Here is a 22,600-nt window from a genome sequence, read left to right as displayed (position 1 = left end):
ATCGCACTCAGCGGGACAGGGGGAAAGCATGCCGATCGCGATCGTATCGGTGCCAGTGGCCGATCAGGGCCGGGCCAGGGCATTCTATACGGATATCATGGGGTTCGCGGTGCTGCGCGACGAACCGATGGGTCCGCAATCACGCTGGATCCAGTTGCAGCCACCGGGCGGCGGCGCATCGATCACCCTGGTCAACTGGTTCGATGCGATGCCGCCGGGCTGCCAGCAAGGCTTGATGCTGGGCGTGCCCGATGTCGATGCCGAACAGGCCCGGCTGGCGAAACTCGGGATCGAACTGACCCCGATCCGCACCGAAAGCTGGGGCCGCTACACGATGCTGTCCGATCCCGACGGCAATCGCTGGGTGGTGGCGAAACTGACGGCGGGGTGAGCCACCCCTCCTAATATCACCGTCATGCTGAACTTGTTTCAGCATCCATCGTGCCGCAATCGCCGTCGGCCCCAGCGGAGAGATGGACCCTGAAACGAGTTCAGGGTGACGGTGCGGGTAGAGGCTGGGGGACGCCCCCCCCTCAGCCCCTTAGTTAAACGTCTCGCCCTTTTCGGCCTTCGCCGCCAGCAGCGGCGAAATGGTGAAATCGGGGCCGAGGCGATCGGCCTGCCGCTTCAACCCGTCGACCACCGTTTTCAGGCCGATCTGGTCCGCCCACTTCATCGGGCCGCCCAGATAGACCGGCCAGCCATAGCCAAATACCCAGACGACATCGATGTCGGACGCGCGCTGCGCCTTGCCTTCTTCCAGCACCTTCGCGCCTTCGTTGACCAGGGTGTACAGGCAGCGTTCGCGCACCTCATCGTCCGAAATCACGCGCTGGGCGATGCCCTTGGACGCGGCATATTCGGCGATGATCTTTTCGGCCACCGGCGATGGGGTGCGCTGGCGCTTCTCGTCATAATCGTAAAAACCGCTGCCCGATTTCTGGCCGAGCCGGCCTTCCGCGCACAGCGCCTCGCGCACGGTTTCGCGCCGGGTCGGATCGCGGTGCCAGCCGATATCCAGCCCGGCGAGATCGGCGAGCTGGAACGGCCCCATCGGGAACCCGAAATCGAGGAAGACGCGATCGACATCCGAAGGCTTGGCCCCTTCGAGGATCAGCTGGCCGGCCTGGTCCTGACGGGGTTTCAGCATCCGATTGCCGATGAAACCGTAACAAACGCCGGCGACCACCGCGATCTTCTTGATCGACTTCGCCAGGCTCATCGCGGTGGCGAGCACCGAATCCGATGTCTTGGCGCCACGCACGACTTCCAGCAGCTTCATCACATTGGCGGGCGAGAAGAAATGCATGCCCAGCACATATTCGGGCCGCGACGTGACCGCCGCAATCTCATCCACGTCGAGATAGGAAGTGTTCGACGCCAGGATCGCGCCCGCCTTGGCCACCTTGTCGAGCTTGGCGAACACCTCCTTCTTCACGTCCATATTTTCGAACACCGCCTCGATGATGAGGTCGGCCGCGCCAAGATCGTCATAGCTGAGCGTGGGTTTCAGCAGCGCCACCGCCTTGTCGGCCTGCTCCTGCGTCATCCGCCCGCTTTTGACGTTGTTCGCGTAATTCTTGGCGACCGTCGCGACACCGCGATCCAGCGCCTCCTGCTTCATTTCGAGGATGGTGACGGGGATGCCGATCGACAGGAAATTCATGGCGATGCCGCCGCCCATCGTGCCCGCGCCGATCACGCCGACAGACTGGACCGGGATCAGTGGCGTATCCGCCGGCAAGCCATCCACCTTGGCGGCCGCGCGTTCGGCAAAGAAGATGTGGCGCTGCGCCTTGGACTGGTCGCTGGCGACCAGCGTCTTGATCAGCCCGCGTTCGACCTCGAGTCCTTCGGCGAAGGGCAGTTCGACTGCCGCCTTGATCGCGGTGATGCAGGCTTCCGGTGCTTCGAACCCCTTCATCTTGCGGGCGTTCGCCGCGCGGAACGCTTCGAACACACCCGGTTCGGCAACGGCGGTCTTTTCGCTGGTGCGCGGCAATGGGCGCACATCGGCGATCTCCTGCGCGAAGGCGATCGCCTCCGCCGCCAGATTACCCTCGGTGGCGAGGCGATCGATCAGGCCGACGTCGAGCGCCTTCTTCGCCCCGATCGGCGCGCCGCCGACGATCATTTCCAGCGCGGCAGCCGCACCCACGACGCGCGGCAGGCGCTGCGTGCCGCCGGCCCCCGGCAGGATGCCCAGCTTCACTTCGGGCAGGCCCATCTTCGCCGATGGCACGGCAATGCGATAATGGCAGGCAAGTGCCGTTTCGAGGCCGCCGCCCAGCGCCGTGCCGTGGATCGCGGCAACCACCGGCTTGCCCGATGCTTCCAGCGCCTCCAGCATTTCCGGCAGTTGCGGATCCTGCATCGGCTTGCCGAATTCGGTGATGTCCGCGCCGGCAAAGAAGGTCCGCCCGTCGCAGCGGATCACCACCGCCTTCACCGCCGGATCGGCGGCGGCTTCCTCGATCGCCTTGGCAAGGCCGAGGCGGACCGCATGGCCCAGCGCATTGACCGGCGGATTGTTGGACACGACGACAAGCACGTCGCCCGTGCGTTCGGTGGTGATGATCATCAACGTCTCCTGGATTGGGGATCAGATCGCGGTCCTGCCGAGATCCTGTCTGGTGAAGGGGTGTGAACTGGAAAGCCCGCCATCGACGACGAGCGCATGGCCATTGACGTAGCTTGCTTCGTCGGACGCCAGAAACAGCGCCGCGCCGGCAATTTCATGCGCTTCGCCGCCACGGCGCAGCGGGTTGAGCCGGCCGATCATGTCCGTCTTTCCCGCATCGCGCGCATGGGTGTAAATCATCTCGGTCATGCCGGTTTCGATCAGGCCGGGGCAGATCGCGTTGACCCGCACATTGCTGGTCGCCAGTTGCTGCGCCGATGTCTGAACGAGGTTGATCACCCCGGCCTTCGACGCCGAATAAGCAGGGCCACCAGCGCCCGAACGCAGCCCCGCGACGCTGGCGGTGCAGATGATCGAACCCTTGCCCATCTTGATCATGTGCGGGGCGACATGCTTGATCGCCAGAAACGGGCCGATCAGATTGACCCGCAATATCTCGGCCCAGTCGGCCGCGTCCTGATCGAACAGGCCCTTCAGGCCGCCCGAAATGCCGGCATTGGCGAACAGTATGTCGATCCGGCCATGCGTTTCGGCCGCGTGGGCGACAAGCCGGGTCACATCATCGGCATTGCCCGCGTCCAGCCGCAGCGCATCGCCATGGCCACCGGCATCGCGGATCAGTTCGACCGTTTCGACCACGCTTTCGCCAAGGTCGGCGGCAATGATGATCGCCCCTTCGGCCGCGAACAATTGGCAGGTGGCCCGGCCGATGCCGCCGCCAGCACCTGTGACGATCGCAACCTTGCCGGCCAGCCGCCCGGTCACAGCCCCACGCCCGTGGTCACGCCGCCATCGACGATGATCGCCTGTCCCGTCATGAACGCCGATGCCGGTGCCGCAAGGAAGACGGCCGCCCCGGCAATTTCATGCGGTTCGCCGATCCGGCCAAGCGGGGCGTTCTTGGTCACCGCCTTCAGCGTATCGGGATTTTCCCACAAGGCGCGGGCGAAATCGGTGCGGACGAGGCCCGGCGCGATGCAGTTGACCCGCACATTATCCGGCCCGAATTCGGCGGCCAGATTGCGCGCAAGCTGGAAATCCGCCGCCTTCGACACATTATACGCCCCGATCGTCACCGATGACGTCAAGCCACCGATCGACGAAATGATGATGATCGACCCGTCCTTGCGCGCCCGCATGTCGGGCGCGACCATCGAAATCAACCAGTGGTTGGCCAGCACATTATTGTCGAAAATCTTGCGGAACTGTTCGTCGCTGATGCCGGCCATCGGCCCGTAATAGGGGTTAGACGCCGCGTTGCAGACGAGCACGTCGATCCGGCCGAACCGCACCCGCGTCTCATCGACAAGATGCTGCAACGCCTCTTTCGATGAAAGGCTGGCGGCGATCGCGGTGGCCGCGCCGGGGTGCTTCGCGTTGATCGCTTCGGCCACCGCATCGCAGGCATCCTGCTTGCGGCTGGAAATGACCACCTTGGCCCCCTGATCGGCCATCGCCTCGGCCGTCGCGCGGCCGATACCGCGCGACGAACCGGTGATGACGACAACCTTGCCGGTCAGATCGAACAGCGACATGCCACCTCTCCCGTCTGCATCAGGGCAACGCGGCCCGCCGCGTCACGCCCGATATTTGCCGAATTCCAGCCGGGCGATCGCGCGATTGTGCACTTCGTCCGGGCCGTCGGCCAGCCGCAAGGTGCGGATCGTGGCATAAGCGCGGGCGAGGCCAAAATCGGATGTCACGCCGCCGCCGCCATGCGCCTGGATCGCATCGTCGATCAGCTTCAGCGCCATGCGCGGGCCGGCCACCTTGATCATCGCGATTTCGGCCTGGGCTGCCTTGTTGCCGGCGCGGTCCATCATGTCGGCGGCCTTCAGGCACAGCAAGCGCGTCATTTCGATGTCGATCCGCGCTTCGGCGATGCGCTGTTCCCACACCGATTGTTCGGCGATCGGCTTGCCGAATGCGACGCGGCTGAGCAGCCGGCGCGCCATCTTTTCGATCGCTTCCTCGGCCACGCCGATCGTGCGCATGCAATGGTGGATGCGGCCCGGCCCAAGGCGGCCTTGCGCGATTTCAAACCCGCGCCCTTCGCCCAGCAACATGTTTTCCACCGGCACGCGGACATTGTTCAGGATCACCTCGGCATGGCCGTGCGGCGCATCGTCATAGCCGAACACCGGCAACATGCGGACGACTTCCACGCCCGGCGTGTCCATTGGCACCAGCACCATCGATTGCTGGGCGTGGCGCTTGGCGTCGGGGTTGGTCTTGCCCATCACGATGTTGATCGTGCAGCGCGGATCGCCCACGCCGGACGACCACCATTTGCGGCCGTTGATCACATAATGATCGCCGTCGCGTTCGATCCTTGTTTCGATGTTGGTCGCATCCGACGAAGCGACGTCCGGTTCGGTCATCAGGAAGGCCGAACGGATATCGCCATCCATCAGCGGCTTCAGCCAGCGCTGCTTCTGCTCCAGCGTACCGTAGCGGTGGAACACTTCCATATTGCCGGTGTCGGGCGCGGAACAGTTCATCGCCTCCGACGCCCAATAGACGCGACCCATTTCCTCGGCGCACAGCGCATATTCAAGGTTGGTGAGGCCGGGTCCTTCGAACTGGAAGTTCTCGTCGACATGGACCTGGCCCGAATGGGGCGGCATGAACAGGTTCCACAGGCCGGCCGCCTTGGCCTTGACCTTGGCCTCCTCGATCACCGGCAGCACCTTCCAGCGTTCGCCTTGCTCTTGCTGGGCATGATATTCATGGTCGAGCGGGCGGACATGGGTCTCGACGAAATCGCGCACCCGATCGCGCCAATAGGTCTGGCGTTCGGTGAGGGTGAAATCCATCGTCTTGCTCTCCCGCTGACTGCACTTTGCCTGAAGCGCTAAGCGGCGGCGGCGCGTTCGTCCAGAGCTTCCACCCATGGATAATTCGCCATCGGGCCATGGAAATTGTAACTTTCGGCCCGGACGCGGCGTAAATGCGAAAGAGATTTTCGAGGAGCGCAAGGATGGCGACGACCCCGGCGGATGCAGCGCCCGACGCAAACAGGCCCGATACGCGGCGACTGGTGTTCCGCCATCGGCTGTCGACGCGCATCTGGCATTGGCTGAACGCCATCACCGTCTTCGTGATGCTGATGAGTGGGCTGATGATCTTCAACGCCCATCCCCGGCTCTATTGGGGCCATTATGGCGCCAACGCCGATCCCGCATGGCTGGAAATCGGTGCGACGGACACCCAAGGCCTGCTCAGAATCGGTGCGGTGACGATCCCGACGACGGGCGTGCTCGGCCGCTGGACCGACCATCAAGGCGTCGTCCAGACCCGCGCCTTCCCCGGCTGGGCCACGATTCCTACCGATTACAGCCTGGCCGCCGCGCGCCGCTGGCATCTCGCCTTCGCCTGGGTGCTCGCGCTCGCCGGCCTTGGCTATTGGCTGTGGAGCCTCGTCAACCGCCACATCCAGCGCGATCTCGTCCCCCGCCGCGCCGAACTGGCCCCCCGCCATATCTGGCGCGATATCAAGGCCCATGCCCGGCTGCGCTCTCCCACCGGCGACGCCGCGACCCGCTACAACATCCTCCAGAAGATCAGCTATCTCGCCATCCTGTTCGGCCTGTTGCCGCTGATGGTGCTGAGTGGCCTTGCGATGTCGCCGGCGATAGACGCGGCGTGGCCGTGGATCGTCGATCTGTTCGGCGGGCGGCAATCGGCGCGGTCGGTGCATTTCATCTGCGCGGCGCTGATCCTGGCCTTCATCGGCGTCCACCTCATCATGGTGTTGCTCGCCGGCCCGTTCAACGAAGTGCGATCGATGATCACCGGCCACTATCGCCTGCCACCGGAGCGCAAGCCATGATCGTCTCCCGCCGCCGCCTGATCGCAGGGCTTGCCGCCGCGCCCATCCTCGCCGGGTGCGACAAACTCACCTATAGCGAAGGCTTCCGCGATACCTTGCGCGCCGCCGAAGGGCTGACGATGCACGCGCAGCGCCTGATCAGCGATCGCGCGGCGCTGGCCCGCGAATTTGCCGAAGCGGATCTGTCGCCCGTCTTCCGATCGAACGGCACCCGCCGGCCGGGATCGCAAAGCTACGCCGCGCATGCCGCCACGGGCTTTGCCGATTGGCGGCTCGGCGTCGGCGGGCTGGTCGCACGGCCGCAGTCGCTCTCGCTGGCGCAACTACGCGCGCTGCCCACCCGCACCCAGATCACCCGCCATGATTGCGTCGAAGGGTGGAGCGCGATCGGCAAATGGACCGGCGTGCCACTGCGCCTGATCCTGAATGCGGCCGGCGTGTCGGCCCGCGCGCGCTACATCGTCTTCCACTGCGCCGATGATTATGGCCCAGGTAAATATTATGAAAGCATCGACATGATCGACGCGCTTCACCCGCAGACGATCCTGGCGTGGGGCCTCAACGGTCAGCCGCTTCCGATCGAAAATGGCGCACCGCTGCGCCTTCGGGTGGAACGGCAGCTGGGCTATAAGCACGCCAAATATGTCGAACGGATCGAAGCGGTCGAAAGCCTTAGCCCCATCGGCGGCGGCAAGGGCGGTTATTGGGAGGATCACAGCGATTATGAATGGTATGCCGGCATCTGACGCACGCGCGCCCATCGGCCCCGTCCGCCTCCACGATTATTACCGCTCATCGGCCGCCTATCGCGTCCGGATCGCGCTCGCGCTCAAGGGCGTGGCTTATGATCGCGTGGCGGTGGACCTGCTGACCGGCGAACAGCATGATCCGGCCTATCTGGCGCTCAATCCGCAAGGGCTGGTGCCGCTGCTGGAGATCGACGGGCTGCGGCTAAACCAGAGTCTGGCGATCATGGATTATCTCGACGCGCGCGTGCCCAAGCCCCGTTTCGTCTCCACCGATCCGGCAACGCGCAGCCGCCAGCTGGCGATGGCGCTGATGATCGCGTGCGATATTCATCCGATCAACAATTCGCGGGTGCTGGGCTATTTGAAAGATGAACTCTCAGCCGATGACGCCGCGCGCAGCGCGTGGATCAGCCATTGGGTGCAGGCCGGTTTCGCCGCGCTCGAAGTGATGGCCGCCGAACAGGCCAGCCCCTATCTGGGCGGTGAAGCCCCCGGAATCGCCGATATTTGTCTGGTTCCGCAAATGTATAATGCCCGCCGCTTCGAAGTCGCGCTGGACGACTTTCCCACCTTGGTGCGGATCGACGCCGCTTTGACCGCGCTTGCCCCCTTTGCCGCCGCCCATCCCGATTGCTTCGCGCCCGGCTGATCCATTTCGCGCACGGCCGGGACTGAACATATGGCCATCCGCACCATGCGAATGCGGATGGCCTGCCCCGCGCCACGCTTTATACAGCGCGGCCATGCGCCATCTGATCCTGACCGCCGCCCTGCTCGCCCCCACCCCGGCCTTCGCCGATGCGGGCGACATCATCGTCACCGGCACCGGCCTTGCAGCGCCCGCCGGGCTGGCCGCGTATGACGTCGCGGTGATCGATCGCGACCGGCTGACCACATCGGCCAGCGGCCGGCTGGAAGATGTGCTGCGCGATGTGGCGGGGTTCCAGCAGTTCCGCCGGTCCGATTCCCGGTCCGCCCACCCGACCAGCCAGGGTGCAACCTTGCGGGGCCTGGGCGGCAACGCATCGGCGCGCGCGCTGATCCTGCTCGATGGCGTGCCGCAAACCGATCCCTTCGGCGGGTGGATTCCCTGGGCGGCCTATGATCCGGCACGGCTGGGGCTGGTGCGGGTTACGCGCGGCGGCGGCAGCGGGGTCAGCGGCCCCGGCGCACTGGCCGGTACGATCGAACTGATGAGCGCAGGTCCCGGCGAGATCGCCCCCGTCTGGGGCGGGATCGCTTATGGCAGCCGCAACAGCGTGGATGCCGAAGCGGGGGTCAGCGGCGCACTCGGTCAAGGCTATGGGATGCTATCGGCATCCTATGCCCGCGGCGACGGCTTCACCCCGATTGCGGCCGAAGATCGCGGCCCGGTCGATCGCCCGGCCTTCTATGAACAGGCCAGCCTGTCCGCCCGCACCGCCTTTGCCATCGACGACACCACCGAATTGCAGGCCAATCTGCTCGGCATGGTCGATCGCCGCGATCGGGGCGTGAATTTCACCCCCAACCGCAATCTTGGCGCGGACGCCAGCATCCGGCTGGTCGGCCGCGGCCATTGGGGCTGGGAAGCCGCGGCCTGGGCACAATTGCGCGAATTTTCCAGCGGGTTCGCCAGTGTCGCACCCGGCCGCACCAGCGTCAGCCCCAGCCTCGATCAATATGCCGTCCCCGCCACCGGGCTTGGCGCGCGCTTTGAAATCCGCCCGCCCTTGGGCGACACGATCGAACTGCGCATTGGCGGCGATGCCCGCCAGACCGACGGCAAGACCAAGGAGTTCGTCTATTCCACCAGCCGGCTGCGCGATGCCGGCGGACGCACCCGCACGCTCGGCGCCTTTGCCGAAGCCAGCCTCACCCCGAGCGACGCGCTGACGCTGACGGCGGGCGCGCGGATCGATCGCTGGCAGATCGAAAATGGCCATCTGTTCGAACAGTCCACCATCACCGGCGTGATCGCGAACAACACCCGCTTCACCGATCGATCGGGCTGGGAACCCACCGCACGCGGCGGCATTGCGTTCAGGCCAGCACAGGCGATCACCCTGCGCAGCGCGGCCTATCTCGGCTGGCGGCTGCCCAGCCTGAACGAACTCTATCGCCCGTTCCGGGTTGGCGCGGATTCGACCATCGCCAATGCGCTGCTCAATCCCGAACGGCTGAAGGGTGTTGATGCCGGAGTGGATTATCGCCCGTTGCCGGGCTTCCGCCTGTCGGCCACCGCTTTCTATAACCAGCTCGACGACGCGATCGCCAACGTCACCCTCGCCCCCAATTCACGCCAGCGACAGAATCTCGATGCGATCCGCTCGCAGGGGATCGAACTGGAGGCCGAAGCGCGGCATGGCGCATGGCGGCTTTCGGGATCATGGACCCTGATCGACGCGCGGGTGCGCGCATCCGGCCCGCAGGCCGGCGCGCTCGATGGCCTGCGTCCGGCGCAGACGCCGCGCCATCAGGCGAGCGCGACGCTCGCCTATAGCCGCCCGGAAAGCGCATCCGCCTCGATCACCGTCCGCCATCTCGCCGGCCAGTTCGAAGACGACCAGAATATCCGCCGGCTGAACGCGGCCACCACGGTCGATGCCGCGGTCCAGTGGCCAGTCGCCCGTGGCTTTTCGATCGAGGCGCGCGCGGAAAACCTCGCCAACACGCTCGTTGAAACGGGGATTTCCGGCGCGCCGGGTGCCGAAATCATCGAACGGGCAACGCCGCGCACGCTGTGGATCGGGTTGCGCTACAGCGGCCGCTGACGGATCACGCGGTGGCGAGCGCCGCGTGGCTGGCCAGCAACCGTTCCCAATTTTCGATGCTGACGGTGTCGAGATATTCGCGCTGCATCTCGGCCGTCAGCAATTCCATCATCTGGCAGCCTTCGATCCACAGCTCGATCACGCGAAAATCGGTGCTCCGCCAGCATATCTTGGCCGGCCAGCCTTCGCGCCGGGCGATCGCCAGCACCTCGTCAATCTCCAGCGGGGTCGCGATCGCCGCATGGGTCGCATTGTAGCGATGCGGCGTGCTCGCCACCCCGATCGCCCCGTCATCACCCGGATTGAGCACCGTGCCGCGCGGATAGACTTCCAGGATCGTCGCGCGATCATCGCCGGCGAACGCCACCCAGGATCCCACGCCCACCGGCGGGAAGGGCAGCGCCTTGCCGCGCCACAATTCGGCGATCACGCTCGCCACATGCCGGGGTTGATCGGCTTCGATCGAAACATGAAAAAGCATGGTTGAACCTCTCCAAAAGCGATGCCGCCCGAAAGGCGCACCACCGATGGAGCCGGCTTTTCAACAACCCGCCGGCCGCGCGCCACGCCCGCGCGACCAAGCCCGAAAGGCATGCGATCAACCTGTCACGGCGACAAATCCGGCTGGCGGCACGACGAAACGGCCGCCGCCCGGCCCCTAGACGATGATTTCGAAACGCGCGCCACCGCCATCGGCCGGGGCCAGCGTGATCGTGCCATTATGCGCCACGATGATCCGCCGCGCGAGGCTGAGGCCCACCCCGGTGCCCGCTGCCTTGGTGGTAAAGAAGGGCAGGAACACGTCGTCGCGGAAACCGGCGGGAACGCCGGGGCCGTTATCCGCCACCACGATCATCGTCCGCCCGCCGATCGCCGGCTCCATCCGCAACGTCACCTGCGGTGTCGCCGCATGGCCGGCCGCCGCCTCCGCACCGTTCTTGACCAGGTTGATCGCCACCTGCGCCAGCAGATCGGGATCGCCATCGATCAACAAGTCGTCCGGGACGACTTCGATCACCAGCCGCGCCGTCCGGCCCGATTCGGATGCCCCGAACAGCCGGCCGATCTCATCCGCCCAGGGTTGGCCGGCAAAGCGCCGCACCGATACTTCCGGCGTGCGGATGAACTGGCGGTAGGTTTCCACGAAATGCATGATCCCGGCCGCGCGGCGCGCCAGCGTTTCCACCGCCATGCGCGCGTCACCGATCGCGGCGTCCCGGCCGTCATCCACCTCCGCCATCAGCGCCGCAGCGCTGGCGGCCAGCGACGTGACCGGGGTCATCGAATTCATGATTTCATGCGTCAGCACGCGCACCAGATCGGCCTGCGCGCCCAGTTCGGCCGCGCTCAGCTCGCCCTGAATCGGCTGGATCGAAACCAGCCTGATGCCGCGCCCGCCGCGCGCCACGCCCGCCGCCACCAGCATCGCCCGCTGCGCCGCCCCCTCGATCAGCATCGTCGTCAACCGGCGCTGCCCCGGCTGCAGCGCATCAAGCGCGGCCACGAAGGTCGATCCATGAATCGCAAAATCCTCGCGCCGCACGCCGCCAACCCGGCGGAACAGGCGTCGCGCGGCCTTGTTCGCCGGTTCGATCCGGCCGTCTTCATCGATGGTCAGCATAGCAACGGGCGATTCATCGACCAGTGCGGCCGCAAACCGCCCCTCGTCCGCGATCGCCAGCCGCTCTTCGCGCAAACGCCGCATTGCCCCGTCCAGCGTCGCGCCCAGGGCATCGAAACCGCTGCCCGCCCCCGGCCGGACGAACGCCTGCGACAGATCGCCATGCCCCACACTATCCACAAAGCGGGCCAGATCCACATTGGTGCGCCGCACATGCGCCCACAGCAGCGCCACCGCACCGGCGACGCACAGCGCCGCCACGATCCGCGCGACCCCCAGCCCCGGTTGATTCAGCGTCCAGACGAAGCCGAACACCGCCGCCAGCAGCAGCGCCACCCGTGCAGCCAGCCCGATCGCAAAGCCGCGTTCAAAGCCCATGCTTTTCCATCCGCCGGTACAGCGATCCGCGCGTCAGCCCCAGTTCGCCCGCCGCCGCCGAAATATTATAGGCGTGCTTTTTCAGCGCGCGCTCGATCATCTGCCGCTCGGCGCGCTCCAGGTTGAGGTCGACGGCCGGCGGGGCCGCGGTTTCAGCCGCCAGCCGCAGGGGCGCGGCCCCATGGCGCGGCAGCGGGAAATCGGCGGCCACGAAGCTGTCGCCATCGGCCAGCACCACCGCGCGTTCGGCGGCGTGGCGCAGCGCGCGGACATTGCCCGGCCAGTCATACGCCACCAGATCGGCCAGCAGGTCGGACGGCACCGCCCGTTCGGGCTTGCCATATTTGCGGGCGTACAGCCGCAGGAAATGATCGAGCAGCAGCGGAATATCCTCGCGCCGGCGGCGCAGCGGCGGCAGTTCGATTTCCACCGTGTTCAGCCGGAACAGCAGATCGGGGCGGAACGCCGTCTCGTCCGCCAGCCGTTCAGGGGCCATGTTGGTCGCCGCCACGATCCGCACGTCGATCGCCACCGACCTGTTCGCGCCCACCGGCGTGACCCGCCTTTGTTCCAGCGCGGTCAGCAGCTTGGGCTGGAGGTGGAGCGGCAGATTGCCCACCTCATCCAGAAACAGGGTGCCGCCATCGGCCGCCTGCATCCGCCCGATGCGATCGGCGCGGGCATCGGTGAACGCCCCCTTCACATGGCCGAACAGTTCGGAATCGAACAGATTATCCGCCACCGCGCCCAGATCGACCGATAGCATGACGCCATCGGCGCGGCGCGACCGGCGATGTAACTCGCGCGCGACCAATTCCTTGCCCGTGCCGTTTTCGCCCAGAATCAGCACATTGGCATCGGTCGGCGCGGCGCGATCGATCAGCGACAGCACATGCGCCATCGCCGGCGATGTCCCCAGCAGCGGGGTTTCCACCGGCGGTGCCGCGATCGCAGCCGCGCGGGCCTTTTGCTGGCCCGTTTCCCGTCGCGATGCCCGCAGCGCAGCGGCGGTGCGGACGGTGGCGAGCAGCCGTTCGTTGGCCCATGGCTTGGTCACGAAATCGGTTGCGCCCTGCTTCATCGCATTAACCGCGACCTGTACCCCGCCATGCGCGGTGATCAGCACCACCACCGCCTGCGGATCGACGCTAAGCATCCGCCCCAGCCAGCGAAACCCTTCGGCCCCGTCGGTTGCCCCGCGCGCGAAATTGGCATCGAGCAGGATCACGTCGGGCGCGCGTTTGGCCATCAGCGCCACCGCTTCGTCGGGCACCGATGTCGTCACCACCTCGGCAAACAATTGGCGCAGCAACAGCCTTGCAGCGAGGAGGATATCCTCGTCGTCGTCCACCACCAGACAGAGATCAAAGGGCTTTTCCGCGCTCATCACCGCTCCCATGCCACGCCGCCTTGTACGCCGTGTCCGAAAACGGACAATCAAATTACGTGCCAGATAGTTCGCACAAACCACAACCGTCACCCTGAACTTGTTTCAGGGTCCATTTCTCCACACGCGCATCCTCGCTTGTCGCACGATGGATGCTGAAACGAGTTCAGCATGACGGCGAAGATACGAGTCATTGTCCAAACCCGGACACCTGCATTGTCCGGAACCGGACACTTCCCGACCAATCCCACCCCGAAACCCTTGCGATTCCGTGTCCTTGCCCACTGGCACGCGCTTTGCGTTGCGTGTCCCCATGTCCGTCGTCACGCTCAAATCCAGCGAAGCCGCCGATCCCGCGGCCCCCCATTCGGGCGGCGCGATGGACCGAATTGTCGAAACCAAACGCCTGCCGTTGCGGCTGAAGCTGGCCGGGGCGGCTGCCCTCACCCTCGCCGCCGCCGGCACTTTCAGGCTGGCCGCCCCCTCGGCCGACAGCCAGACGGTTGCCGCCGATCGCATCTCGATCGGCGAAGTGCGCCAGGGCGTGTTTGATGATTTCCTGCCGCTGCGCGCCCGCGTCACCCCGCTCGTCACCGTTTATCTCGATGCGGTTGCCGGTGGACGGGTGGAAAAGGTGCTGGTCGAAGACGGCGCCACCGTCGCCAAAGGCCAGTTGCTCGCGATATTATCCAATGCCGATCTCCAATTGTCGGTGCTCGCGCGGCAGACCGAGGTGATCCAGCAGCTCAACAACATGCGCAGCCAGGAACTCGCGCTCGAACGCAGCCGGCTCGACAATGCCCGCGCGATCATCGAATCCGATGCCGCCGCCGCCAAGGCCCGCCGCCAATATGATCGCGAGGCCGCCTTGGTCGAAAAGGGCTGGGTCGCGAAAAAAACCTTCGCCGACACGGCTGAGGATTATCGCTTCGAACAGCGCCGCGCCGCCGTGCTACGCACCGCGCAGGCCAGCGACGAACGCCTCCAGTCGAGCCAGCTCGCCCAGTTGCGTTCGTCCTCCGTCGCGCTGCAATCCAGCCTTGGCATCGCCAATGCCAATCTCGACGCGCTCAATCTGCGCGCGCCGGTGGCGGGCCAGCTCACCGCTTTTTCGATCCAGATTGGCCAGTCGATGAAACAGGGCGAACGGCTCGGCCAGATTGACAGCCCGGGCCGTAACAAGCTGGTTGCCGGGGTCGACGAATATTATCTCGGCCGGGTCCAGCCGGGGCAGGCCGCGACGCTCGATTATGGCGGCAAGGGCTATCGCCTCAAGGTCGCCAAAATCTATCCGCAGGTCCGCGACGGCACGTTCGAGGTCGACCTCATCTTCATCGGCCCTGAACCCCAAGGCATCCAGCGCGGCCAGAGCCTGCAGGCCAGACTGATCCTGAGCGATCCTGCCCCGGCACGGATCGTGCCCAACGGCGCCTTTTACAACGATAGTGGCGGCGCGTGGGTGTTCGTCGTCTCGGCCGATGGCAAAAGCGCGGAAAAGCGCCCCGTCCGCCTTGGCCGCCGCAACGGCGACGTGATCGAGGTGCTGGGCGGCCTCGAACCCGGCGAACGGATCATCACCTCGCCTTATACCGGCCTCGCCGACAAAGCGCGGCTCCATCTCGATCTGTCGACCAAGGATTGAAGCTTATGCTGAGCCTGCGCAATCTGTCCCGCGCCTACCGCACCGATACGGTGGAAACGACCGCGCTGGACGCGATCGACCTCGATATCGTCGATGGCGAATTTGTCGCGATCATGGGGCCTTCGGGCTGCGGCAAATCGACGCTGCTCAACATCCTCGGGATGCTCGATAGCCCGACCTCTGGCTCCTACCGCTTCCGCGAAACCGAAGTGGCGGGTTTGAGTGAACCCCGCCTCGCCGAAGTGCGCAAACGCCACATCGGCTTCATCTTCCAGAGTTTCAATCTGGTCGATGAACTGTCCGTGCGCGAAAATATCGAACTGGCCCTGCTCTATCACGGCATCCCCGCCGCCGAACGGCGCAAGCGAGTCGATCTGGTGATGGATCGGGTCGGCATCGGCCACCGCGCCAGCCACCGCCCCAGCCAGCTTTCCGGCGGCCAGCAGCAGCGCGTTGCGGTTGCCCGCGCGGTGGTCGCCAAGCCCGCCTTGGTTCTCGCCGACGAACCAACCGGCAATCTCGATACCCAGCATGGCGAAGAAGTGATGCACATGCTGCAGGCGCTCAACCGCGATGGCACGACGATCGTGATGGTCACCCATTCGCCGGCCCATGCCGATTATGCCAGCCGGGTCGTCAACATGCTCGACGGCCGCGTGGCTGTCGAACGGCGCCGCGCCGCCTGATATCGGGAAAAAGGAACCGGGCCATGTGGCGCAATTATCTGATCGTCGGCCTTCGCTCGCTCGCCAAGAACCGGGCCTATGCGCTGATCAACATTCTCGGGCTGGCCATCGGCATGGCCGCCTGCCTGATGATCCTGCTCTTCGTCCGTTACGAACGCAGTTTTGACGCCAGTCTGCCCGGCGCCGAAAATGCCTATCAGGTGCAATCCTACATCCGCGATCGCGACACGGGTGAAGAAATGCGGATGCAGATGGCGGCTTATGCGGTCAAGGATGCGCTGCGCAAGGATTTCCCCCAGATCGAGGATATCGTCCACCTGCTCGCCAGCAGCCCGGTGCTGCTCAAGGACGGGATCGGCCAGACGGTGAAGGAATTTCGCTTCACCGATGGCAATCCGTTTCGCATCCTGCAATTTCCGTTCGTCCAGGGCGATCCCGAACATGCGCTCGATCATGTCGGGTCGGTCGTGATCACCGAAACCCAGGCCACCCGCTGGTTCGGCACCGAAAACCCGATGGGCCGGACGTTGAGCGTCGTGGTGCTCGGCAAGCCGGTCGATTTCCGGGTCACCGGCGTCCTGCGCGACCTGCCAAAAAATTCGCACGTCCAGATCGATATGGTCGCGCGCTACGATCCGCAGACCTTCTTTGCCGACAATCGCAATTTCCTCACCCATTTCGGCTGGCAGGGCGGCTGGATCTACGCCCGGCTCAAACCCGGCACCGATGTGGCCGCGCTCAACGCGCAGTTGCCCGCATGGGAAAAACGCAACATTCCCGACGAATATTACGGGTCGCAAAAGGTCAATCAGGGCGACGAGACCGATTATCGCCTCGTCAACATCCGCGACGTCCATCTGGGTGATGCCCAGCGCGGCGCGATGACGCCGGGCAACAGCGCCAAGACGATCGCCACCTTCGCGGTGATCGCGCTGCTCATCCTCGGCATGGCCTGCGTCAATTTCATCAACCTCGCCACCGCGCGCGCCAGCCAGCGGGCGCGTGAAGTGGCGCTGCGCAAGGTGCTGGGTGCCAGTCGTCGCCAGCTGATCACCCAGTTCCTCGGCGAATCCATGCTGGTGGCGACGATCGCGATGCTGCTGGCACTGGCGCTCGTCGAACTGGCCCTGCCCGCGTTCAACGCCTTTCTCGATGCCGATATCGCCCTGCGCTATTTCGGCAGCCAAGGGCTGCTGCTGCCGATCATCGCGCTGATCCTGATCGTGGGCGCCGCCGGTGGCACCTACCCGGCCTTCTATCTGTCGCGGTTCCAGCCGGCCAAGGTGCTGAAAGCGAACAGATCAGCCGCCGATGCGCACGGATCGGGGCGACTGCGCAACATTCTTGTCGTCGGCCAGTTCGCGGTATCGATCGCGCTGATCATCTGCACCGCGGTGATCCACGCGCAGACGCTGTTCGCGCGTACCGTCGATCCGGGCTATGATCGCGGCAACATCATCCAGATCCAGAATATCAGCCGTCGCCAGATGCGCCCGATCGTGGAATCGCTGGCGCGCGAAGTGGAACGGGTGCCGGGTGTCCTGTCGGTCGGGCGCAGTTCGATCGGCATCGCGACCACCAATTCCAGCAACAGCACCGTCCAGATTCCCGGCAGCACCAACACGGCGAATCTGGGCAATTATCAGGTCGATACCGGCTTTTTCCGGACGATGGGGATCAAGCTGCTCGCCGGGCGGACGTTCGACAAGGCGCGGCCGATGGACAATGCCACCGTCCCCTTCCCGGATGATCCGGTGGCCGAACAGGCGCTGGTTGCGCGCGGCGTGAACATCGTCGTCAATGCGCTGGCTGTGAAGCGGCTGGGTTTCGGTGATCCGCAGGCCGCGATCGGCCGTCAGGTCCTGTTGCCGGCGGATCCCCGATATGGCGGCGTGACGCCAGCCACGATCATCGGCGTGGTCGCGGATTCGCGCTTCCGTTCGATCCGCGAACCGATCGAACCGATCGCGTTTCGCTATTATGATGTGCCGCACGAAGTGATGCTGGTGCGTTATGCTGGCGATCCCGTCGCCGCGCGGGCCGGTATCGAAGCGGTGTGGAAACGCCTCGCGCGCGACGTGCCGTTCGAAGCCCGGTTCAGCGAGGATATCATCGGCAAACTCTATGTCGTCGAAGAGGCGCGCGCGCAGATGTTCGCCGCCTTCGCGGTGCTCGCGGTCGTCGTCGGCTGCCTCGGCCTGTTTGGCCTGGCCACCTTCACCGCCGAACGGCGCACCAAGGAAATCGGCATCCGCAAGGTATTGGGCGCGCGCACCCGCGATATCGTCCGCCTGCTCGTGTGGCAGTTCAGCCAGCCCGTGCTGCTTGCCAATCTGATCGCCTGGCCGGTGGCATGGTGGGTGATGCGCGACTGGCTGAACGGGTTCGACAGCCGGATTGCGCTGGGGCCGACGCCGTTCGTGCTGGCGGGCCTGCTGGCGCTGGCGGTCGCGGTCGCTACTATCGCCAGCCACGCCTGGCGCGTCGCGCGCGCCAACCCGATCCACGCGCTGCGCTACGAATGAACGCCCGTCCCGTCCGCCGGCCCCCACCCGGCGAACGGGGCGGCCTCAGCGCAGCGTTTCGAGAAAGCCCAGCATCAGCCGGTTCACCGCGTCGGGCTGTTCCATCTGCACCAGATGGCCCGCGCCCGGCAGCATCTCCACCGCGCGCACATCGGCATGGTGCAGGCGGATCGCGCCCAACGGATCATCGCCGTGAAACCCTTCCAGATCGACGTCATTTTCGGTGCCGATGAAGAAATAGGGCGCCTGCGTCCGCACCCCTTCGAAGGCGCGGCGCTGCGCCCAGCGATGATCCATCGCGCGATACCAGTTCAGCCCGCCGGTAAAGCCCGACCGGCTATATTCCGCGACATAATAATCGAACTCTTCCGCTGACAGCCAGGTCCACGGCAGCGCCGGCGGATCGGGCAGCGCGGTGCGATAGGCGGTGCCCGGCGGGTAATTCCACATGTCCAGCAGATGGTGCGCGCCGCTCAGGCCCCACAGCACCGCGCCCAGGAAATCGCGCGGATCGGCATCCAGCGCGGCATCCGCCAGCCCCGGCTGGTCGACGAAATAATGGATGTGCGAGAAATGCCGTTCGGCCATCGCCGCCGCTTCCTTCAGCGGGGAAAGGTCCGACAGATGCGGCGTGTGCGGATTTTGCAGGCCGATGATCGCCGCCACCCGATCGGGATGGCGCACCGCCAGATCGTAGATCGCGAACACCCCGAAATCGAGGCCCGCGAACACCGCTTTGTCTTCGCCCAGATGATCGAGCAGGCCGATCAGATCGCCCACAGTGTGGTCGCAATCATACAGCGCTGGATCGGCGGGCGCCGTGGTCCGCCCCATGCCGCGCATGTCGGGGGCGACAACCCGCCAGCCGGCCTGCGCGATCGCGGGAATCTGGTGCCGCCAGCTATACCACAGGTGGGGAAAGCCATGGGCCAGGATGACCAGCGGCCCCTCCCCCTGTTCGACATAGTGCATGTCGAGGCCATTGATCCGCGCCTGGCGGTGCATCCATTGGGTCATGTCCGGCGTTCCTCTCTTGCCGGCCACGCTATCGTGCCCCGGCCCGGCTGTCGCGGCTCCGCACCAAAGGATGGCCGCTTCGCAAAAGGGGGTGCCACGTCGCAAAGGTCCTGACTATTCCGGCTAGGCCTGCCCGCGCCCTACCCGCCATTAGGATATTGTTAACCAATCGGGCACAGGCTGACTGTGCCGACACGACGGAGCGTATCATGACGTCGAGGTTTTTGTGGCTGGCCGCGCTTGTTCCGCTTGTGGCCTGTCAATCACCACAGGCCACCACGCGCGCGGCCGCCAGCGTATCGGTGCTGCCGGCGCCCGACGTGCCGGTCGAATGGCAGGCGGTCGCGTCTGGCCGCGACACGGCCGCCATCGCCGCCCTCCCCACACGCTGGGCACGGGTGCTGGGCAGCGTCGCCGGATGGCGCAAACCCGCGATCGCCGCCGAAGGCGCGCTGCTCATGCCCGCAGCCGCGCTCGCCCGGCCATTGCCGCCACCGGGGCGCTATCGCTGTCGCACCTTGCGGCTTGTCCCGCACCGGCAGGGCGGTTTTGAAACCTTCAAACCCTGGTTCTGCTTCATCGCCGAAGATGGCGAACTCACCACCCTGGCCAAGGCGACGGGCAGCGATCGCCCCGCCGGCCGGCTATGGCCCGATGGCGGAAATCGGCTGGTCTTTCTCGGCGCAACGCCGCGCGCCGCCGGCCGATCAACCCCGGCTTATGGCGATGATCGCACCACCGATACCGCCGGGGTGTTCGAACGAACCGGCGATTTCCAGTGGCGGCTGGTGTTGCTGCGCGGCGATGGCGGGCTGGACGTGATCGAATTTGTGCCCGACGTCCCACCGCCAGCCCCGCCGCCTGCGCCGTCTTGACGTCAGCCGTTCATCAGGCCGCGCGAACGCGGGTGATGATCTCCTCATATTTGCGCGACAAATCCTCGCTCGAATATTCGGCATATTCGCTGTTGGCGAGATTCTTGGGGAAAATCACAGGGTTGTCGCGATAGGCTTCGTCCATCAGCGCCTTGGCCGCGGCGTTGGGGGTGGGGAATTTGATCGTCCGCGAAATCTCCGCCCCGGCTTTGGCGTCGAGCAGATAGTTGATGAACTCGTGCGCCAGATCGGGGTTCGGCGCGCCCTTGGGAATCGACAGGCAATCGGACGAAATCTGGCTGCCTTCCTTGGGCACCACGAAATCGATGTCCTTGTCCTCGCTCATCACCTGCGCGATATCGCCATTATATTCGATGACGACATCGACATCGCCGGCCAGCAGCAGATCCTGCCCATTATCCTCATGGAAAACGGCGATGTTCGGCTTCTGCCGGATCAGCAGCTCTTCGACCTGCTTGAGCGATGCATCGTCGCTCGTGTTCATCGGCTTGCCGAGATATTTCATCGCCAGTCGCACCAGATCGCCGGCCTCGGAAACCAGCGCGATCCGGCCCTTGTAGCGATCCGAATCGAACACCCATTTCCAGCTGTCGGGCACCGCGTCGACCTTCGACTTGCGATAGCCGATGCCCATCACCAGCCACGTATAGGGCATGGAATATTGGCGGCCCGGATCGAACTTCGCATCCTGAAATTCGGGTGCGATATTCTTGAAATTGGGGATCTTGGCATGATCCAGCGGCATCAGCATGTCGGCTGCGCGCATCCGTTCGACGAAATCGTTGGTCGGCACGATCACGTCATAACCCTGGTTGCCGCCGCGCAGCTTGGCGAACAGTTCGTCATTGGTGGCGAACAGACTCATATTGACGTCGATGCCGCTGGCGGCCTTGAAATCGGCCAGCGTCGTTTCACCGATATAGGTGTCCCAATTGTAGAAGTTGAGCGTCTTGGCCTTACCGCCACTTTCGCCGCCCTTGCTGCAGCCTGAAAGCGGGGCAAAGCTTAAGCCCACGGCGGCTATACCCAGCCCGGCTAGAAACCCCCGGCGCGATGGCGGTGGCACGATCGTCGGCAGCTTGGTCATAGGAGCCCCCTTCCGCAATGATGGAAGAACGCTAAGATCACAGTTGGCGGGCGTCAACGACGCATTATCGGCAAGGCGGGACAGTGCTTTATGCGCGGTGACGGCGACGATCCCGAATATCCCCCCTCCTGGTACCATGCGACCGCGGCGGCCGGTCCGCTTGCGCCGCGTCTGGCGGGCGATGCACGCACCGATATCTGCATCGTCGGCGGCGGTTTCACGGGGCTGGGCGCGGCGCTCCGCCTCGCGCAATCCGGCGTACAGGTCCGGCTGATCGATCAGGCCCGGCTCGGCTGGGGGGCGTCGGGCCGCAACGGCGGGCAGGCCCATGTCGGCCAGCGCCGCGATCCGGCATGGCTGGAAAGCGCGCTCGGCCGCGATGATGCGCTGCATTTGTGGCGGGTCGCCATCGACGCACGCGATCATCTCGATCGCCTGATCGCCGATCACGCCATTGCCTGCGATTTCACCCCGGGCATGTTCCACGTGGATCATAAGCGCCGTTTTCTGCCGCATACGCGGGCCGCGGTCGAACTGCTGCGCACCCGGTACGACTACCCCCATGTCGATTATGTCGATGGTGCGACGCTTGGCCAGATGCTCGGCGCCAAAGGCTATCATGGCGGGATGATCGACCGGCGCGGCGGCCACCTCCATCCGCTCAACCTGGCCCTGGGGATGGCGCGTGCCGCAGCCAGCGCCGGCGCCCATCTCCACGAGCACACCCGCGCCACCGCCGTCACCCGCGCCGGCTCAGGCTGGCGGATCACCACCCCCACCGGCACGATCACCGCCGATCGCGTGATCCTTGCCGGCAATGGCTATCTGCGCGGGCTATCGCCGGTGATCGAACGGCGGGTGATGCCGATCAACAATTTTATCGCCGTCACCGAACCTTTGGGCCAAGCTCGCGCCCGCTCGCTGATCCGCGACAATGTCGCCGTCGCCGATTCGCGCTTCGTCGTCTATTATTTCCGCCTGACCCCCGATCACCGGCTGCTGTTCGGCGGCGGCGAAAATTATCGCTGGCGCTTCCCCGCCGATATCCCCGCCTTCGTCCGCCCGCACATGCTGCGCGTCTTTCCCCAATTGGCCGACGTGCGCCTCGATTATGGCTGGGGCGGCACCTTGGCCATCACCCCCAACCGCATGCCTTTCTTGCGCGAAGTCGCCCCCGGCCTCACCGCCATCGGCGGCTATTCGGGCCTCGGCGTCGTCCTCGCGCCCTATTTCGGCAAGCTGGTGGGCGATGCGCTCATCCACGGCAGCCCCGATTTCGATCGCCTCACCCGTATCCCCGTTCCCCCCTTCCCCGGTGGCCGGTTGTTACGCTGGCCGACTTTGGTGGCTGCGATGTCGATGTTCGCGCTCAGGGATCGGCTATAG

19 protein-coding genes are annotated in these 22,600 nt (G+C 65.3%); 10 read left to right on the top strand and 9 right to left on the bottom strand.

The window, feature by feature from the left end; all coding sequences use genetic code 11:
• The first annotated feature begins 28 nt into the window (after positions 1 to 28).
• A complete protein-coding gene (locus KC8_RS12715) occupies positions 29 to 391 on the top strand; it encodes a VOC family protein (protein ID WP_029624199.1) in 363 nt (120 codons plus the stop codon).
• A 150-nt stretch (positions 392 to 541) separates the two neighbouring features.
• Here KC8_RS12715 and KC8_RS12710 read toward each other — a convergent pair whose 3' ends face one another.
• The 4 genes from KC8_RS12710 to KC8_RS12695 are packed head-to-tail and all read right to left on the bottom strand — an operon-like array spanning position 542 to position 5,457.
• On the bottom strand, positions 542 to 2,581 hold the full coding sequence (locus KC8_RS12710; protein ID WP_010123060.1) for a 3-hydroxyacyl-CoA dehydrogenase NAD-binding domain-containing protein: 2,040 nt from the start codon (positions 2,579 to 2,581) through the stop codon (positions 542 to 544).
• Between the two features lie 21 nt (positions 2,582 to 2,602).
• A complete protein-coding gene (locus KC8_RS12705) occupies positions 2,603 to 3,406 on the bottom strand; it encodes an SDR family NAD(P)-dependent oxidoreductase (protein ID WP_010123062.1) in 804 nt (267 codons plus the stop codon).
• Positions 3,403 to 4,176, bottom strand: coding sequence for an SDR family NAD(P)-dependent oxidoreductase (locus tag KC8_RS12700; protein ID WP_010123063.1), 774 nt, complete (start codon positions 4,174 to 4,176; stop codon positions 3,403 to 3,405). Before KC8_RS12700 ends, KC8_RS12705 begins: the two co-directional genes overlap by 4 nt.
• A gap of 42 nt (positions 4,177 to 4,218) precedes the next feature.
• Positions 4,219 to 5,457 carry an acyl-CoA dehydrogenase family protein gene (locus KC8_RS12695; protein WP_010123064.1) on the bottom strand — a complete coding sequence of 413 codons (1,239 nt, stop codon included), beginning with the start codon at positions 5,455 to 5,457 and terminating at the stop codon, positions 4,219 to 4,221.
• A 164-nt stretch (positions 5,458 to 5,621) separates the two neighbouring features.
• Between KC8_RS12695 and KC8_RS12690 the strand changes: the two genes are divergently transcribed.
• From KC8_RS12690 to KC8_RS12675, 4 genes are all read left to right on the top strand, one after another.
• Positions 5,622 to 6,473 (top strand): cytochrome b/b6 domain-containing protein, encoded by an 852-nt coding sequence (locus KC8_RS12690; protein WP_010123065.1) that lies wholly within the window; start codon positions 5,622 to 5,624, stop codon positions 6,471 to 6,473.
• Positions 6,470 to 7,219 carry a molybdopterin-binding protein gene (locus tag KC8_RS12685; RefSeq protein WP_010123066.1) on the top strand — a complete coding sequence of 250 codons (750 nt, stop codon included), beginning with the start codon at positions 6,470 to 6,472 and terminating at the stop codon, positions 7,217 to 7,219. The genes KC8_RS12690 and KC8_RS12685 overlap by 4 nt, the downstream gene beginning before the upstream one ends.
• The gene (gene maiA, locus KC8_RS12680; protein WP_010123067.1) at positions 7,206 to 7,871 is read left to right on the top strand and encodes a maleylacetoacetate isomerase; all 666 of its coding nucleotides are present in this window, start codon (positions 7,206 to 7,208) and stop codon (positions 7,869 to 7,871) included. Before KC8_RS12685 ends, maiA begins: the two co-directional genes overlap by 14 nt.
• A 94-nt stretch (positions 7,872 to 7,965) precedes the next feature.
• Positions 7,966 to 9,975 carry a TonB-dependent receptor gene (locus KC8_RS12675; protein ID WP_010123069.1) on the top strand — a complete coding sequence of 670 codons (2,010 nt, stop codon included), beginning with the start codon at positions 7,966 to 7,968 and terminating at the stop codon, positions 9,973 to 9,975.
• Between the two features lie 4 nt (positions 9,976 to 9,979).
• Here the strand turns inward: KC8_RS12675 and KC8_RS12670 are convergent, their stop codons facing one another.
• The 3 genes from KC8_RS12670 to KC8_RS12660 all read right to left on the bottom strand — a co-directional run bounded on the left by KC8_RS12670 (position 9,980) and on the right by KC8_RS12660 (position 13,361).
• Positions 9,980 to 10,456 (bottom strand): hypothetical protein, encoded by a 477-nt coding sequence (locus KC8_RS12670; RefSeq protein WP_010123072.1) that lies wholly within the window; start codon positions 10,454 to 10,456, stop codon positions 9,980 to 9,982.
• Between the two features lie 177 nt (positions 10,457 to 10,633).
• Positions 10,634 to 11,974: a sensor histidine kinase gene (locus KC8_RS12665; RefSeq protein ID WP_010123073.1), complete on the bottom strand. Its 1,341-nt coding sequence runs from the start codon at positions 11,972 to 11,974 to the stop codon at positions 10,634 to 10,636.
• On the bottom strand, positions 11,964 to 13,361 hold the full coding sequence (locus tag KC8_RS12660; protein ID WP_010123074.1) for a sigma-54-dependent transcriptional regulator: 1,398 nt from the start codon (positions 13,359 to 13,361) through the stop codon (positions 11,964 to 11,966). Before KC8_RS12660 ends, KC8_RS12665 begins: the two co-directional genes overlap by 11 nt.
• A gap of 271 nt (positions 13,362 to 13,632) precedes the next feature.
• On the opposite strand from KC8_RS12660, the gene KC8_RS12655 reads away from it, so the two are divergent.
• From KC8_RS12655 to KC8_RS12645, 3 genes are read left to right on the top strand one after another with little or no spacing between them, the layout of a single operon-like run.
• Positions 13,633 to 15,003, top strand: coding sequence for an efflux RND transporter periplasmic adaptor subunit (locus KC8_RS12655; protein WP_232455530.1), 1,371 nt, complete (start codon positions 13,633 to 13,635; stop codon positions 15,001 to 15,003).
• A gap of 5 nt (positions 15,004 to 15,008) precedes the next feature.
• The gene (locus KC8_RS12650) at positions 15,009 to 15,689 is read left to right on the top strand and encodes an ABC transporter ATP-binding protein (protein WP_010123076.1); all 681 of its coding nucleotides are present in this window, start codon (positions 15,009 to 15,011) and stop codon (positions 15,687 to 15,689) included.
• A gap of 23 nt (positions 15,690 to 15,712) precedes the next feature.
• A complete protein-coding gene (locus KC8_RS12645) occupies positions 15,713 to 18,214 on the top strand; it encodes an ABC transporter permease (protein WP_010123077.1) in 2,502 nt (833 codons plus the stop codon).
• Positions 18,215 to 18,259: 45 nt separating this feature from the next.
• On the opposite strand, the gene KC8_RS12640 is transcribed toward KC8_RS12645, so the two are convergent.
• Positions 18,260 to 19,231, bottom strand: a complete 972-nt coding sequence (locus KC8_RS12640; RefSeq protein ID WP_010123079.1) for an alpha/beta hydrolase — start codon at positions 19,229 to 19,231, stop codon at positions 18,260 to 18,262.
• A gap of 209 nt (positions 19,232 to 19,440) precedes the next feature.
• On the opposite strand from KC8_RS12640, the gene KC8_RS12635 reads away from it, so the two are divergent.
• Positions 19,441 to 20,106, top strand: coding sequence for a DUF4893 domain-containing protein (locus KC8_RS12635; protein WP_083831148.1), 666 nt, complete (start codon positions 19,441 to 19,443; stop codon positions 20,104 to 20,106).
• Between the two features lie 13 nt (positions 20,107 to 20,119).
• Here KC8_RS12635 and KC8_RS12630 read toward each other — a convergent pair whose 3' ends face one another.
• Positions 20,120 to 21,214, bottom strand: a complete 1,095-nt coding sequence (locus KC8_RS12630) for an ABC transporter substrate-binding protein (RefSeq protein ID WP_010123081.1) — start codon at positions 21,212 to 21,214, stop codon at positions 20,120 to 20,122.
• Positions 21,215 to 21,304: 90 nt separating this feature from the next.
• Here KC8_RS12630 and KC8_RS12625 point away from each other — a divergent pair, with 90 nt between their 5' ends.
• Positions 21,305 to 22,600: an NAD(P)/FAD-dependent oxidoreductase gene (locus KC8_RS12625; RefSeq protein ID WP_010123082.1), complete on the top strand. Its 1,296-nt coding sequence runs from the start codon at positions 21,305 to 21,307 to the stop codon at positions 22,598 to 22,600.

The sequence above is a fragment of the Sphingomonas sp. KC8 genome, assembly GCF_002151445.1.
Lineage (GTDB): Bacteria > Pseudomonadota > Alphaproteobacteria > Sphingomonadales > Sphingomonadaceae > Sphingomonas_E.
The sequence above is the reverse complement of the archived record's forward strand: the minus strand, read 5'-3'. Positions and strand labels throughout refer to the sequence as shown.